Below are 14,865 nucleotides of genomic sequence, written 5' to 3' on the forward strand. Positions count from 1 at the left end.
CGATAGCCCCCCATGGCTGGCAAGTGCGAACGGGCGGGCGGCGCGGAGAGCCTTCCGCGCCGCCCGCCCTTCATATCTACAGCCTCATTCCAAACTAGACAGCAATCTCATACAGACGCATGTCCCCCTCCGCAAGCAGACACTCAAAACCTGGGGTCTCGTCAGTCACGCCAGTGGCGCCCAGCCAATCTTCTTTTCCATACCCAAGCAGGTAGAGCGTTCCATCCTCGCTGAACGCACTGTCCTGACCCCCTTGGTCGAACAAGATTACATAGCGGATTCCCGCCGCCTCCGCGGCTTCCTCAACCGCTGGATCACTCGCTATGTTGTCCAAGCCCCTTTGCAAAACGAGAAGGTTGGGATCCCCTTCGGGACCGAAGGACTTGTACGACACGTTAAGGTCGCAGTCAGCATAGGCGAAGGCGCTTCCGTCGAAGGGTACGTTATAGATTTCCGCCCCATCGGGGACCATCTGTCGAGCCCTCTCCGCAAAGGCAGCTTCCTCTTCGTCGAAAGCAAAGTTCTCAGTGTTCTGATAGAGATCGCGCATCTCGTAGCGAACCGCGTCAAACCCCCAAGATGTTAGATAGCCGGGAACAAAGTCGAAGGGCACGTAATTAAGCACCATGATTCCCGCAACGACAAAGGCAGACACGACAATGCCCGCTTTTTGTGCAATTCGACCTGAATGCCCCTCGGCATGCTCCCCTACTTTCTTGGCGCACCACAGCGTCCCCCCAACGATTGCGTCCATACCCGCAGCGACAAGAGGCACGCAAAAGACGCAGGCCGTCGCGGCAAGGCGGTAGTAGTCGCTATACCAGAAGCCGGCAATGAGGTTGCGCAGCGTACCAGAGCAACTAATGGCAACCACGTAGAGAAGGAGCAGCAGAGCATAGGAGCAGGGCACCCAGCGCGTCCTCGGTCGCGCCAGCAGGACGAGTGCCCCCAGCGCCACGACGGCAGCAATGAAGAATTGCTGCCGCCTGATGACGAAGGAGAATCCCAAGCCCCATCGAAGGGCCTGCCCTACCGAAAGCGGAGTCTCTCGGGGATACGTAACGACTGCCTGCATGAAGGGAGCACTAGCCAGAATGACCCACGCAGCTGCAATGAATGCGACAAGGACGCAGGCGGCGCAAATTGAGAGCAGCATGCGGTTTCGGCGCACCCCGAGGACATCATACACAAGCTCCCTGAACCTCCACACACAGTATGGGATGAGGAAAGCGCCCGTAGAGAAGATGGCGTTTGGCTGGGCAAGCGCCATAGCCGCTCCTCCAAAGACGAAGAGAACCCCATAGCGCGCTCGCTGGGAGACGGTCACGCCCTTTGAACACAGGAGGATAAAGAGTGCCGCCTCAATGGGCATGAGCGAGAACGCCGCAAGGTTGGGGTAAAGCGGCCCAAAGAGCATGATGCGCCAAGGGAAGAACGCAAACGAGAGACAAAGCATGCCACCGAGCGTCACGAGACGAGGTCGCTCGGGGAAGAGCGTTGAGAGAAGGGCAACCGAGCCCACGGGGAAAACGCCGATAATAAAGGCGAGGTTCGCCGCATGCTCTGCAAGCGCACTCGAAACACCCATCGTCAGCTCGACCATGGCGGCGATTCCATGCCACGCAGAAGGATAGAGCGTCTCGTTGAGAGTCGAGAAGTTCTGCGTCTCGGCAAACATATGGACCCGCGAGAGGTGCCAAGCGTTGTCATAGGTCTGCTCAAAGGCGTTGGGGTCACCAAGGCTGGATACATACACGGCAATGGCGGTAGCCGCAGCCGCACATACGCCGAGCAGCAGGGCTAGGCGAACGGGTGTAAGGTACCTCAGCGGCCCTGACGTCGAAAGGGGGCGCGCGAGCTTCTCGCCAAACCCCAGAAGCTCTCGCCACGCGCCACGACAGGACCTGACCATCCACGCGACCGCCCCCATGGCGGCGACTGGCACGGCGAGCGTTGCCCAACCGCAGGGAATCCCGATGGCCCCGTACGCAATCGAGAGCACACCGTAGGCGGCAAGCGTCACGAGGGGAGCCACGCCAAGCGCAAGCTCCCAGCGCGCCCCGAATGCCCGCGCGACAACGAAGCCCGGTCCGAGCAGGACCGCTATTGCTAGGAGAGTCGCCAGAAAGAGGTCAGTCCACATGATGCTTGCCTTTCACAATGTCGCCGTTCTCCGCAAGAGCCAGCCTTGACTGTGACTGAATGACGACCTCAGGACAAATGGAGCCACTTTTGACGCCTTGTCCGTCCGAAAAACGTCACTCAACGCAACGTAGTTAGGTGCCGCTCCCTACGCCCGCCTCTCGTTCTCGTCCGTGGTCTCCCGAACGATGAACTGCGGCGTTCCATTGGCGGGCAGGACGAGGTTGCCCACGTACTCCCCGATGATGCCGAGCGTGAGCAGGATGAGCCCGAAGAAGAAGAGCAGGATGCAGATGATCGAGGACCAGCCCGCAGGCACGTCCGGCACCACGATCCTGCGCACGAGCACGAAGATGGCGTAGAGAAAGCCCACGGCGGCCGAGACGACGCCTATGCATGAGACCATGCGCAGCGGCAGCACGGTGTAGTTGAAGTAGGAGAGCCAGAGCTTGGCGAGCTTGCCGAGGGTGTAGTTGGAGCTCCCCTGCTCGCGGGCATGATGCTCGATCGTCACGTTGCCGATGCGGTTGGTCATGCGACCGAAGAGCGCCTCCACGTAGGGGTTGTAGTTGCGGTACTGGACCACTTGGTCGCGCACGGCGCGGGTGATGAGCCAGAAGTTGCTCGTCTCGATGTCCTTGGGACGGTCGAGGAGCTTCTGCGCAGTGACGCGGTTGAGCCAGCTCGTGAAGTTCTTGATAGGGCCGTTGGCGGACTGGCGATATACGCCGTATACGACGTCGTAGCCCTCCTCCATCTTCCGAATGAGGGCGGGAATCTGCGAGGGGTGGGTCTGGAGGTCGTCGTCCATGCCCATGACGAGGTCGCCGGCCGCGTGGTTGAGACCGCACATGATGCCGTTGTGCTGGCCGAAGTTGCGCATGAGCGTGATGCCGTGCACGCAGGGATGTTCCTCGGCGAGGCGACGGATCTCCGCGTAGGTACCGTCAGGAGAGCAGTCGTCAACGAGAACGAACTCGCAGTCGTAGCCCTCGAGCCGCTCGAACTCCGCAAGCGTGAGGTCCACGACCTGACGAATCGAGTTCTCTGAGTTGTAGCACGGGATGACGATGGAGACGAGCATGTGAGACCTTTCCGTTGGCGCCTACGCCCCGAGCGCGTAGACCACGATGCCGCAGACGATGAGCGCGAGGGCGAGGAGCTTCCTTGCGCTCATGCGCTCATGGAAGATGGTGACGCCGAAGAGGGTCACCCAGAGGTAGCCCGTGGCGTCGAGGATGGGGCCCATGGAGAGCGGGATTCCCCGATACGAGAGGACTGAGAGCAGCGTCGCCCCCACGAAGAGCGCGTACGCGAAGATGACGAGCGGGTTCAGGTACTCGCGCACCACGGAACCGTGCTCTCGCGAGGCGCTCTTCTTGAGCATGACCTGGGACACCGCGCTCACGAGCACACCAAGAAGGTTGAGGGCGGCGAAGGCGAGGACGGTGCCATTCATCGCGCGTCACCGTCCTTCTTGGCCGCCTCGTCCCTTTCCGCGAGCGAGAAGAGCACGACGCCGGCGAGCACGATGAGCGCGCCGAGAATCTTCAGGGGCGACACCTGCTCCCGGAAGAGGAGCACGCCCCATACGATGCCCCAGAGCACCGTGACCGCCTTGTTGGCGTAGGCATAGGTGAGCGGAAGGCGCTTAATCACCTGCTGCCACCCGATGGCGTAGAAGCCGAGAAGGGCGATCATCCCGCCATAGCAGGCTATGAAGCCAAGGCTCATGAAGTCGAAGCCTGCGGCGAGCTTGGCGCAGACGCTCGAGAGCGAGTAGACGGCGAGCATCACGTGAAGGGCGACGAGGGCCCTCGCCCCGCCGCCCCCCTGTGTCTTGGTGTCCCTGCGGGCGTCCACTATCCCCTGAGCTCCCCCTTGAGCCGCCCGAGGTACTCGGCGAGCTCGTCCTCCCAGTCGCGGGGCGTGAAGCCGATGGCCTCAAGCTTCGAGAGGTCGAGCGCCGAGTGCGCGGGGCGCGGGGCGACGGGGCCCCTGGCGTTCGCGTAGTACTCCGCCGTGGAGACGGGCACGACGGCCCCGCCGTTGCCGTTGGCGGCGTCGAAGGTGGCCCGAGCTATGTCCGCCCAGGTGCGCACGGCGCCGGAGCCCGTGCAGTCGTAGGTGCCGTAGGGGGCGCGGACGTCCAGCAGGTGGAAGATCGCGGCGGCCATCTGGTCGGCGAAGGTGAGCCGGCCCTCCTGGTCGTCCACCACGGTCACGCGGGGCAGCTCGCCGGCGGCCACGCGGTCGGAGAGCCCCCACATCGTGCGCACGAAGTTCCTGCCGTCGCCGATGACCCAGCTCGAGCGCAGGACGTAGTGCGCAGGGCAGCCCGCCACGGCGAGGTCCCCCGCCGCCTTGGACTGGCCGTAGACGGAGAGCGGCGAGAGGGGCTCGCCCTCGTCGTGCAGCTCGCGCGTGCCGTCGAAGACGTAGTCGGAGCTCACGTGCACGAGCGTGACGCCGTGCTCGGCGCAGGTGCGGGCGAGAAGCGCCGGGCCGTAGGCGTTGGCCCTCCAGGCGGCGGCGCGGCCCTCCGGGGTCTCCGCGGCGTCCACGGCGGTGTAGGCGCCGCAGTTGATGACCGTGCCGTAGAGCGACCAGTCGTAGCGGTCGTACTGCGCGGGGTCGGAGAAGTCGAACTCGTCGATGTCGCAGTAGTCGAACGTGCCGGCGTCCGCGCGCCTCTCGGCGGCCTCGCGCACCGCGCGGCCGAGCTGGCCGTTCGCGCCCGTGACGAGCGTGCGCCTGGGAGCCATGGGGGTGACGTCCGCGAGGGGCGGGTGGTTCTTGTCGGCCTCCGAGAGCTCGCACTCCCCGAGCGGGATGGGCCACTCGATGGCGAGCTCGGGGTCGGCGAGGTTGACGAAGGTGTAGGTCTTCTTGAGCTCGGCGGACCAGTGCGCGTCCACCAGGTACGTGTAGGCGGTGCCGTCCTCGAGTGCCTGGTAGGAGTTGCCGACGCCCCTGGGCACGTAGATCGCTCGGGAGGGGTCGAGGGTCGTCGTGTAGACCCTCCCGTAGGTGGGGCTGCCGGCGCGCAGGTCCACCCAGGCGCCGAAGACCGACCCCGTGGCGACCGAGACGAACTTGTCCCAGGGCTCGGCGTGGATGCCGCGCGTGACGCCGCGGGCGAGGTTGTAGCTCACGTTGTTCTGGACCCAGCGGTGGTCCGGCAGGCCGAGGCCCCCGACCATCTTGGCGCGCTGCCAGTTCTCCTTGAACCAGCCGCGGCTGTCGCCGTGGACCGTCAGCTCCACGACGACGAGGCCCTCGATGCCGGTCTCGACTGCCTCGAGCTTCTTCTCGAACTCCATGTGTCTCCCCTATTGGCCCTGCTTGGCGTACTTGGCCTCGGTTGCCGCCTTGGCCGGTCGCCACCATCCCTCGTGCTCGCGGTACCACGCGATGGTGGCCATAAGGCCGCTCTCGAAGTCGGTGTGCTTGGGCTCCCAGCCGAGCTCGGTCCTGAGCTTGGTGGAGTCGATCGCGTAGCGGCGGTCGTGGCCAGGGCGGTCGCGCACCCAGTCGAAGTCGTCCTCGGACTTGCCCATGGCGCGCAGGATGGCGCGGAGCACCGTGATGTTGTCCCTCTCGCCGTCCGCGCCGATGAGGTAGGTCTCCCCGATGCGGCCCTTGGTGAGGATGGTCCACACGGCGGAGCTGTGGTCCTCGGTGTGGATCCAGTCGCGCACGTTCCGGCCGTCGCCGTAGAGCTTGGGGCGGATCCCGTCGATCACGTTGGTGATCTGGCGCGGGATGAACTTCTCGACGTGCTGGTAGGGGCCGTAGTTGTTGGAGCAGTTGGAGATCGTGGCGCGTAGGCCGTAGGTCCTCACCCAGGCGCGGACGAGCATGTCGGAGGCCGCCTTGGTGGAGGAGTACGGGGAGCTGGGGTGGTACGGCGTCTCCTCGGTGAAGCGCGCCGGGTCGTCGAGCGCGAGGTCGCCGTAGACCTCGTCCGTGGAGACGTGGTGGTAGCGCACGTCATGCCTGCGGCAGGCCTCGAGCAGGCGGTAGGTGCCCTCGACGTTGGTGCGCAGGAACGGCTCCGGGTCCGCGATGGAGTTGTCGTTGTGGGACTCCGCGGCGTAGTGGACGATGGCGTCGTGGCCGGGGACCAGACGGTCCAGCAGGTCGGCGTCGCAGATGTCGCCCACCACGAGCTCCACGCGCTCGGCCGGCAGGCCCGCGATGTTCTCCGGGTTGCCGGCGTAGGTGAGCTTGTCGAGCACGGTCACGTGCACGCCCGGGCAGTTGTTGACGACGTAGTGCACGAAGTTGCTGCCGATGAAGCCGCAGCCGCCGGTGACGATGATGTTAGTGGGCTCGAAGGTCTCGGCCATGCGCTCCTCCCCTTCTAAAGGGTGTTGTGGGTATTCACATACAGATTGATTCTATCCCATCAAGCGCACCCAACACCAAACATGCCTAAAAGGGGCCAAGCCCCTTTTAGGCATGTTTTAGCTCGAGAGAGTAACGAACGCGAGCTCTTCTCGTCTGCACTAGTCCTTGTACGGCCTGTCGGGCGCGATCTTGCCCTCGGCAACGGTCCTCAGGTGGGCGCCGTAGTTGGACTTGCCGTAGCGCTCCGCGCACTCGAGCAGGCGCTCGCGGGAGACCCAGCCGTTCTCGTAGGCGATCTCCTCGGGGACGGAGACCGGCAGGTCCTGGGCGGTCTCCACCGTGCGCACGAACTGCGAGGCCTCGAAGAGCGACTCCATGGTGCCGGTGTCGAGCCAGGCGTAGCCGCGGCCGAGCGTCACCACGTCGAGCGAGCCGTCCTCGAGGTACATCCGGTTGAGGTCCGTGATCTCGTACTCGCCGCGGGCGGAGGGCTCCACGCGCGCCGCGAAGTCGCACACGCGGCCGTCGTAGAAGTAGAGCCCCGTCACGGCGTAGTTAGACTTGGGGTTGGCGGGCTTCTCCTCGATGGAGATCGCGTTGTAGTTCTCGTCGAACTCCACGACGCCGAAGCGCTCCGGGTCGTCAACGCGGTAGCCGAAGACCGTGGCGCGGCCGCGCTCGGCGTTCCTGGCGGCGCGGCGCAGGTGCCGGCCGAGCCCGTTGCCGTAGAAGATGTTGTCCCCCAGGACGAGCGCGCAGGGCTCGCCGCCCGCGAAGTCGCGCCCGATGACGAAGGCCTGGGCGAGGCCGTTGGGCTCGGGCTGCACGGCGTAGGAGAGCGAGATCCCGAAGTCCGAGCCGTCCCCGAGCAGGCGCTCGAAGTTGGGGAGGTCCTCGGGCGTGGAGATGATCAGGATGTCGCGGATGCCCGCCAGCATGAGCGTGGAGAGCGGGTAGTAGACCATCGGCTTGTCGTAGACGGGCAGGAGCTGCTTGCTCGTGACCGTGGTGAGCGGGTAGAGGCGCGTGCCCGATCCGCCCGCGAGGATGATGCCCTTCATGGAGTCCCCCCTCCAGCGAGTTCTTCTCTGCTACCTGCACATCATACGACATGCATGCGTTTTGACAGATGGCTCACCCACCAAACTCATCAAAAGAGGGGCCCGCCGAAGCGGGCCCCTCCCAAGTCGCCTGTGTCCTGAGCTTAGAGCTTGCGGACGTTGGAGGCCTGGAGCTTGCCGTTCTGGCCGGTCGTGACGTCGAACTCGACAGCCTGGCCCTCGTCCAGCGTCTTGAAGCCGTCCATCTGAATCTCGGAGTAGTGAACGAACAGGTCGTCCCCATCCTCGCGGGAGATGAAGCCGTAGCCCTTGTCCGGATTGAACCACTTGACAGTACCCTGAGCCATGTCGTGCCTTTCTTTCTCTGCCCCGCAGGGCAAAAGCTGCGCTCGCGCGCGATACCGTGACCGTTTGGCCACGGGGGATATCTTACCCCGAAACAGCCCACGATATCCGAGAAAACCGCTCAGCGCCGAATTGGGTCCGCATGCGGAGCTACGACGTTACGTCGTCATCGTACGATAGAACACTCCAGAGATGGGTCGCGGCAATGCGTAGAGAATGCCGCACATTATCGCGATGAGCATACACCGCACGACGAGAGCGCTCACCCAGACGGGCACGGGAAGGCCAGCGAGCACCTCGATGGCCTTGTCCCAGAGGAAGACGTCCATTTCCACGAGGTGCATACAGAAAATGGGGAGCGTCATTGTGCCGAGCCAAGCCAGCGGGGCGCACACCTTTGGCACAATGCAACAGGCAATCCCAGACAGCCTGATGACGCACATCGCCCCACACAGCCCGCCAAGCACGTCGACAATCGGGCCATTTGGATAGTAGTTTGCCGCCATCGTCAGCTTGCCTCCCAGACTCAGACAGGTAAGCCACATGCCCGCGGTGGCAGCCCACAAAAGGGGGTGGAGACCTCCTGGCGACAGCACGCCCTTCTCGCGAATCCGCTGGCCGAGATAGAGGAAGAGGACAGCGCACGCCCCCGCCTGTATGTCGAGGGGGAGCCAAAGGACATTCGTGGAGGCATATCCGGCAACAAAGAGGCAGAGAACGACCAGAAGAGGAAAGGGAGACCCGTTAGCCGCCGCCAGAAGGAGCTTGGCCCAGAAGAGGGCGGGAAGGAACCAGATTGCTCCGATCATCGTCACCCCGTCTGGAAGCGGCACGATTGTTGTCCCCGAGCCGTAGAGGGAGGCAGCCCCCATCGTGGAGAGCACGTCGAGAAGACCCTCAGGCCAGAAGAGAAGCGTTCTCACCGCATAGAGCAAAAGCGTGATGGCACAGGTGACAGCATACGGAAGCAGCAGGGAGCGTGCGCACTTCCTCACATAGCGCACATCGGGCCGGGCCTCAGGACTCGTGAGAAAGCCGCTCAGCACGAAAAACAGGGGCATGTGGAACGTGAAGATGGCGTTGACCATCTCTGCCGGCGCTCCGAAGTAGTCTCCGTGCCCGAGTACGACGCAGACGATGGCAATGCCCCGCGCAACGTCCAGGGAGACGTCGCGGCTCATGACAAGCCCCCGACTTTCTGTAGCGCCCGCTTGAGGAGGGAGCGCACCCCGCGCTTCCGGAGACGATACTCCAGTGCGAGCGCTCTTCTCGCCCGCGTGGGCATGTCCGTACGGTAGCAGGCGTCGAGCGCCATGCGGCGTGTCGTGCGCGGCAGGCGCATCGCCGAGACGTCGGCCTCCGTCCAGTAGCGAGAGAGAATCCGGCGCAGCCCCTCGGCAACGGAACGGTAGGTCGCGTCATCCAGCTTGAGCGCGTCATAGAGTGAGAAGTCGAGTGAAAAGGACACGAGGTCCGCCGCATGGTCGTCCAGGAACCCTCCCGCGTCCCAGTCCGCAAGGATACGCTCGACCACCTTGTTGTGCTCGAGCATCTTGGAACCAAAGTCGGCGCGCAGGCCACTCATGAGCGATCCCTCGCGCACGACCTGGTACTCATAGAGCTCGTCGGAGATGAGCGTTGTGCGACGCGAGCGCGGGTAGACGGCAAAGCAGAAGAGCTGGTCCTCGCCGAAGCGGAGGTCCTTGTCGAGAAGGACGCCACGCTCGAGGAGGAAGCCCCGCCTGAGGGCGAGCTTCCAGACGAAGGGGCGCGAGGCCTCCTTGAGCAGGAGGTCCATGCTGAAGGCGTCGTAGGTCACGTCGCGCGGGTGGAGCGACTCGGAGAGCCACTCGGGGCAGGGGGCGTCATCCGGATAGACCCGCCCGCCAAAGACGAGGACGTCGGACTCGGTATCGTCGAGCGCGGAGACGATGCGCCCGCACGCGCCGGGAAGATAGCGGTCGTCCGCGTCGAGAAAGCTCACGTAGTCGCCGCGCGCGGCGCGGATGCCGGCGTTGCGCGCGGCCGACGGGCCCAGGTTGGCCTGGTCGATCACGCGAATCCGCGAGTCCCCGGCCCCCCACTCCGCCAGACGCTCGCGCGAGCCGTCCGTGGAACCGTCGTTCACGCAGACGATCTCAAAGTCAGGGAAGTTCTGGGAGACCAGCGACTCGAGACAGCGGTCAATCCAGCGCGCGACGTTGTAGACGGGGACGATGACGCTCAGTCGGGTCACAGCGCGGCCCCCCGAGCGTCGATCCTCCTCGCAGATCGTCCAAAGAGTTTGAACCAGAGAATACGCGCCACCAGGACCGGACCCCCCATACGCAGGTAGCGCCTGAGAGAGCCCATGGTGCCCGAGGATGCGGCGGCATCACGCTCGGCGCAGAACGCGGCGGGGTCGGCGACCATCGCGCGCAAATCCGCCTCAGCAGCCGGCTCGAAGAGCGTACGGTCGACCTCTCCCCGCCCGAGAGCCGCCCGGAACTCTCCCGCCGCGCGTTCCACGAACGCCGGACGCAGCTCCGGGGCGAGTCGGTCGTAGTTCCAGAGGTAGCTGTCGAGCTTCATGCGCTGAAGGATGGCGAGGAGTCGCCGCTCGTCGGCACCGCCGCGGGCGTGGACGAACTCCTCCATGGAGGTGTACTCGTCGCACACGCAGAAGACCTTGCCGGGGTTGTTGACGGACGAGCCCTCGTTGTCCTGGCGGTAGTTGAGGACGGGCGCACCCACGAACGAGGCCCGCTCGGCCGCAGCCCACACCTTGAAGTTGAAGCCCGAGTCCTGATAGGATGCGCCGGGCGTCTCGAGGAAACAGATGTCGTTGGCGGTAAGGAAGTCGCGCCGATAGAGCCCCGACCAGATGGAGGGTTTGCGGAAGAAGACGGCGAGGTCGTCAAGTGGCCTCAGCGTGCGGCCTTCCTCGAAGGTGTCCACCACGCGGAAGAGCTCGCGACGCTCCTCGGGACGAGACCAGTACAGGTTGAAGTTTGCCTTCACGACCTCCGCCGCGTTCTTCTCGGCAGCATCGTGCAGCACGGAGAGGGCGTCGGGCTCGTAGAGGTCGTCGGACTCGAGCATGGCCACGTAACGACCGTGGGCAGCATCGAGGCCGCGGTTCATGGAGGCCCCGTAGCCGGAGTTCTCCTTGTCAATCACGCGGAAACGCGGGTCATCGTCAAGGAAGCGCTGGATGATGGCGCGCGAGCCGTCAGTGGAACCGTCGTTGATGCAGATGGCCTCGAAGTCGCCATAGGTTTGGCCACGGAGCGACTCGAGGCACCGCTCGAGGTAGCGCTCCACGTTATAGATGGGGATGAGGACCGAGACCTCAGGCTTCTCGTCAGCTCCGTGCTCCCGCGTCATGGGGTTCACCTCGTCCCAGCTAGTCCTCGGGCATGTAGCGGCCGGTGAAGTGGTTGAAGGCGCTCTCGAGCACGAAGAGCAGGCCCTCCGTCTTGCACGAGAAGCGGAACTCCTCGATGAGGTAGGCGAGACGTGACTTGTTATATGGGAGGCCCCTCTGCTCTGCGAAGAACTTCTTGTTGAACGGGGAGATCTGCTCCGAGCGCTCGACGATGCCCGGGTCCATCTGCCCCACCATCTCGTGAACGCGCTTGACAACGAGCGGGTTCTTCATGCCGTCGTCGTAGCGGGCACCGTGGGCGTAGTTGAAGCCTCGCACGTAGTGGCCGGCGAGGATGCGCTCGTCCGTGATACCGAGCCGCTCAATAATCTTGAGCATGTCATCCCAGCGGTCGAAGGGGCGCTCGACGGCTTCTGCCGTCTTGTGATGGCGTGTGGCGCCGGGCAGGTCACGCCGGTAGTTGTAGTAGGCATGGTCGAGGTAGACGATGGCCTCCGCCTGGCACATAGTTTCCACCAGGAAGGGGTTGTCTGCCCAGCCCGCTCCCGGGTACTCGGGGAAGCGGATGCCCTTCTCCACGAGGAAGTCCCGTCGATAGATGGCCGACCAGATGGAAGGGTGATGCTCGATGAGCAGCGGATTCTCGGCTAGCGTGAATGGGCGCCCTGAGGTCTTGATCTTTCCCTTCATGCTGCATTTGTGCGGGTGCTGCTTCCTGGGGTTGTCCCAGTCGCAGATGTCAGTCCACGGGGTCTTGACGATGTCGAGCTGCTCGTCGAAGGTCGAGGCAAAGGCGAGCATGTCCTCGTACATGGTGGGGTCGATCCAGTCGTCCGGCTCTACGATGGAGACCCACTCTCCCTTGGCGAGGCTGAGGCCGAGGTTGCAGCCCTGCCCGTAGCCGCCGTTCTCCTTGTCAATCACGCGGACGCGCGGGTCCTTCTCTGCATGGGCCGCCATGATGTCGCGCGAGCCGTCGGTGCTGCCGTCGTTGATGCAGAGGACCTCGATGTTCCTGTGCGTCTGGGCCTCGATGCTGCTGAGGCACTGGTCGAGGTACTTCTCTGTATTGTAGGTGGGAACGATGACGGAGACGAGCGCCTGGGAGTCATTGCGCATGCGGTCTTCCTCCAAGGGTTGCGTTGGGCTGTTCTTCAGTCTTTCCATCATAGCGGTTCTTCTCGCGCATTCCTCATTTTGGGTCGCAAGCGCATATTGTTACCCCCCCCCCTTTTTAGGGGCTGAAAAAGAGTAAACTATCGGAGGTTCTGCACCTGACGCAGGGAGGTTCCCATGCATCATCGACTCAGGGCGGTGGCGGTCACGGCCGGGCTCGGACTCGCCCTCGCCGCCTTGCCCGCTCAGGGCGCGCTTGCGGACGATCTGGAGGCCACTTTCCCGGCCCAGGATGCTGCGTTTGAGCTCTCAGTTGAGGACGTCACGACGCCAAGTGACGAGAACGCGCCCGTCTCGGACGCCGACGTCCCCCAGCAGAGCGACGAAGCGCCAGACGGGCCCGCAGCTGAAACGCCGACCCAGAACGAGGCCGGCACGCCAACGACGCCGACGGCGCCTCCCAAGACGGATGGCGACGGGGACGTCGCAGCTGAGACCTCCCCTATCACGGAGGCCGAAACCACCGTTTCAAACTCGCTCCCCGATTCGCCCATGCTCCCCGTGGAGCCAGAAGCTGCGTCCGAGCCCGCCCAGCAGCCAACCCCCGTCAAGGGCTGGAGCGGGAACCACTACTGGGACGGGACGCTCAACGACGACGGCACGGAGAGACTCTACACCGGATGGGTCGTAGACGACCACGACGGCGAGGGTCTGCAACGCTACTGGGTGATCGGCGGCGAGAAGTTCACCGAGGGGCTCTTCCACGTTGGCGACGGGACGTGCGGCTATGCGCTCTCCGACGAGGGCTGGGTGCTGCGCGGCATCTCCGACGTCATCGACGGACTCGTCTACATCGCGAACAACGACGGCATCCTCCTCTCCCCCGGCTGGCACGTGACGGGCGAGTTCACGGACGGCAATCTGCAGCGCTACTACATCGAGGACGACCACGCCGCGCATGTGGGCTACGGGGAGTCCGGCGGCTGGGCGCATTACACCACCTCCCATGGCTACGTCGCCCGAGGAAAGACCGTGGACACGGACGGCACCGTCGCCCTCGCGGACAACGACGGACGCGTGGAGAGGGACGGATGGCTCGTCACGGGAACGTACGACGGCGGCGGCCTCCAGCGCTACTACATCGAGAAGGGCGCCGCCAAGCTCGGCGAGTTCACGGTGGGCGCGTCAAAGTACTTCGGCCTCGCGGACGAGGGCTACGTCCTCAGGGGCGTCGGCGCGGGCGAGGCTGAGGGCCGCTACGCCGACAACGACGGCGTGCTCGCCCAGTCGCGGTGGGTGGTGACGGACGCCTTTGGCCAGGGCCTCCAGCGCTACTGGTTTGACTCCTCCGCGAGCATGGCCTCGGGCCGCCTCGTTGACCCCACGAGCGCGCTGGACGCCGGCGCAGGCTGGTACGCATACGCGCGGCCGGAGGGCTACGTCGTCCGCGGGAAGTACGACACGGGCAGGGGCCTGGTCTACCTCGCGAACAATGACGGCGTCCTCGCCTCGACGCCCGATGGCGGTGGCTGGCTTATCACGGGAGCATACGACGGCGGCGGCCTCCAGCGCTACTGGATTGACCCGGTCTCCCACGCCGCCCGCAGCGGCTTCTTCGCCGTGGACGGGAAGACCTACTTCGGCCTCGGCAACCAGGGCTACATCCTGCGCGGCAAGATGACCTGGGGCGACCACGTCCTTCTCGCCAGCAACGACGGAGACATGGCGCAGGCCGCCGGCTGGCTCGTGACCGGGCTCTACGACGGCGGGACGCTGCAGCGCTACTGGATCGGCGAGATCGACGGCTTCGCCGGCTTCTTCGGCGCCGTCACGGGCTTCTTCGACCTGGCCGACGGCACGTCGAGCTATGGCGTAGCGGGCCAGGGCTACGTGCTCCGCAACGCCCCCATCTGGCGCCTGAACGACGACTACACCGCCCGCTACTGCGTTGCCGACAACGACGGGCGGCTCATCGTCGACGAGGCGCGCTCCAAGGTGGTGAGCACCTACGCCAAGTGGATGGCGGAGATCGCCCTCGACGACTCTCACGGCTACGACCAGCTCTATCGCCTGGGCCAGTACGGGGACTATGACTGCTCGGCGCTCACCGTCGCCGCCCTCGAGAAGGCCGGCATCGACACCGCGTGGGCGTGGAGCACGCGCGACATGCGCGCCGCGCTCACGAGCACTGAGTTCGAGTGGATTCCCAGCCTATCCGACCTGCAGTACGGCGACATCCTCCTCGCGGAGGGGCACCACGCCGCGGTCTACCTCGGCGACGGGAAGCTCGTCGAGGCGTGGGCGAACGAGTTCAACGGGGCTGTGGGCGGCAAGCCCGGTGACCAGACGGGCGAGGAGATTCGCATCCGCAGCTACTACGACTACCCGTGGAGCGGCATCCTGCGCCTGAGGTCGTAGGGACGGCCACCGCTGGCTCGTGACATGGGGCGGGGCGCCGGCGACTTCCTCCGCCGGCGCCCC

General features: G+C 64.8%; 13 protein-coding genes. 1 reads left to right on the forward strand and 12 read right to left on the reverse strand.

Going from position 1 to position 14,865, the window contains the following annotated elements:
• Positions 1–94: 94 nt before the first annotated feature.
• The 12 genes from ACULPM_RS07250 to ACULPM_RS07305 form a co-directional block, all read right to left on the reverse strand.
• The gene (locus ACULPM_RS07250; RefSeq protein WP_445331871.1) at positions 95–2,143 is read right to left on the reverse strand and encodes a DUF6541 family protein; all 2,049 of its coding nucleotides are present in this window, start codon (positions 2,141–2,143) and stop codon (positions 95–97) included.
• A 147-nt stretch (positions 2,144–2,290) separates the two neighbouring features.
• A complete protein-coding gene (locus ACULPM_RS07255) occupies positions 2,291–3,226 on the reverse strand; it encodes a glycosyltransferase family 2 protein (protein ID WP_445331872.1) in 936 nt (311 codons plus the stop codon).
• A gap of 21 nt (positions 3,227–3,247) precedes the next feature.
• Complete coding sequence (locus ACULPM_RS07260; protein WP_445331873.1) at positions 3,248–3,601, reverse strand: multidrug ABC transporter; 354 nt, start codon at positions 3,599–3,601, stop codon at positions 3,248–3,250.
• Positions 3,598–4,005, reverse strand: coding sequence for a transporter (locus tag ACULPM_RS07265; RefSeq protein ID WP_445331874.1), 408 nt, complete (start codon positions 4,003–4,005; stop codon positions 3,598–3,600). Before ACULPM_RS07265 ends, ACULPM_RS07260 begins: the two co-directional genes overlap by 4 nt.
• Entirely contained in the window at positions 4,005–5,465 is a 1,461-nt protein-coding gene (locus ACULPM_RS07270) for a sugar nucleotide-binding protein (RefSeq protein WP_445331875.1), read from the reverse strand. Before ACULPM_RS07270 ends, ACULPM_RS07265 begins: the two co-directional genes overlap by 1 nt.
• Before the next feature lie 9 nt (positions 5,466–5,474).
• Positions 5,475–6,494: a dTDP-glucose 4,6-dehydratase gene (gene rfbB, locus ACULPM_RS07275; RefSeq protein WP_445331876.1), complete on the reverse strand. Its 1,020-nt coding sequence runs from the start codon at positions 6,492–6,494 to the stop codon at positions 5,475–5,477.
• Between the two features lie 159 nt (positions 6,495–6,653).
• A complete protein-coding gene (gene rfbA, locus ACULPM_RS07280) occupies positions 6,654–7,556 on the reverse strand; it encodes a glucose-1-phosphate thymidylyltransferase RfbA (protein ID WP_445331877.1) in 903 nt (300 codons plus the stop codon).
• Between the two features lie 143 nt (positions 7,557–7,699).
• Positions 7,700–7,903, reverse strand: a complete 204-nt coding sequence (locus ACULPM_RS07285; protein WP_075279965.1) for a cold-shock protein — start codon at positions 7,901–7,903, stop codon at positions 7,700–7,702.
• 156 nt (positions 7,904–8,059) lie between these two features.
• Positions 8,060–9,082, reverse strand: a complete 1,023-nt coding sequence (locus tag ACULPM_RS07290; protein ID WP_445331878.1) for an acyltransferase family protein — start codon at positions 9,080–9,082, stop codon at positions 8,060–8,062.
• On the reverse strand, positions 9,079–10,137 hold the full coding sequence (locus tag ACULPM_RS07295) for a glycosyltransferase family 2 protein (RefSeq protein WP_445331879.1): 1,059 nt from the start codon (positions 10,135–10,137) through the stop codon (positions 9,079–9,081). The genes ACULPM_RS07290 and ACULPM_RS07295 overlap by 4 nt, the downstream gene beginning before the upstream one ends.
• The gene (locus ACULPM_RS07300) at positions 10,134–11,267 is read right to left on the reverse strand and encodes a glycosyltransferase family 2 protein (protein WP_445331880.1); all 1,134 of its coding nucleotides are present in this window, start codon (positions 11,265–11,267) and stop codon (positions 10,134–10,136) included. Before ACULPM_RS07300 ends, ACULPM_RS07295 begins: the two co-directional genes overlap by 4 nt.
• A 19-nt stretch (positions 11,268–11,286) precedes the next feature.
• Complete coding sequence (locus ACULPM_RS07305; protein ID WP_445331881.1) at positions 11,287–12,387, reverse strand: glycosyltransferase; 1,101 nt, start codon at positions 12,385–12,387, stop codon at positions 11,287–11,289.
• Positions 12,388–12,561: 174 nt separating this feature from the next.
• Between ACULPM_RS07305 and ACULPM_RS07310 the strand changes: the two genes are divergently transcribed.
• The gene (locus ACULPM_RS07310; protein ID WP_445331882.1) at positions 12,562–14,802 is read left to right on the forward strand and encodes an NlpC/P60 family protein; all 2,241 of its coding nucleotides are present in this window, start codon (positions 12,562–12,564) and stop codon (positions 14,800–14,802) included.
• Positions 14,803–14,865: the final 63 nt, after the last annotated feature.

The organism is Thermophilibacter sp. ZX-H3, assembly GCF_052599055.1.

Coding starts and splice junctions, on each gene's coding strand:
- ACULPM_RS07305 (WP_445331881.1), bottom strand. CDS start 12,387: ATGCGCAATGACTCCCAGGCGCTCGTCTCCGTCATCGTTCCCACCTAC.
- ACULPM_RS07250 (WP_445331871.1), bottom strand. CDS start 2,143: ATGTGGACTGACCTCTTTCTGGCGACTCTCCTAGCAATAGCGGTCCTG.
- ACULPM_RS07310 (WP_445331882.1), top strand. CDS start 12,562: ATGCATCATCGACTCAGGGCGGTGGCGGTCACGGCCGGGCTCGGACTC.
- rfbA (WP_445331877.1), bottom strand. CDS start 7,556: ATGAAGGGCATCATCCTCGCGGGCGGATCGGGCACGCGCCTCTACCCG.
- ACULPM_RS07290 (WP_445331878.1), bottom strand. CDS start 9,082: ATGAGCCGCGACGTCTCCCTGGACGTTGCGCGGGGCATTGCCATCGTC.
- ACULPM_RS07285 (WP_075279965.1), bottom strand. CDS start 7,903: ATGGCTCAGGGTACTGTCAAGTGGTTCAATCCGGACAAGGGCTACGGC.
- rfbB (WP_445331876.1), bottom strand. CDS start 6,494: ATGGCCGAGACCTTCGAGCCCACTAACATCATCGTCACCGGCGGCTGC.
- ACULPM_RS07255 (WP_445331872.1), bottom strand. CDS start 3,226: ATGCTCGTCTCCATCGTCATCCCGTGCTACAACTCAGAGAACTCGATT.
- ACULPM_RS07260 (WP_445331873.1), bottom strand. CDS start 3,601: ATGAATGGCACCGTCCTCGCCTTCGCCGCCCTCAACCTTCTTGGTGTG.
- ACULPM_RS07300 (WP_445331880.1), bottom strand. CDS start 11,267: ATGACGCGGGAGCACGGAGCTGACGAGAAGCCTGAGGTCTCGGTCCTC.
- ACULPM_RS07270 (WP_445331875.1), bottom strand. CDS start 5,465: ATGGAGTTCGAGAAGAAGCTCGAGGCAGTCGAGACCGGCATCGAGGGC.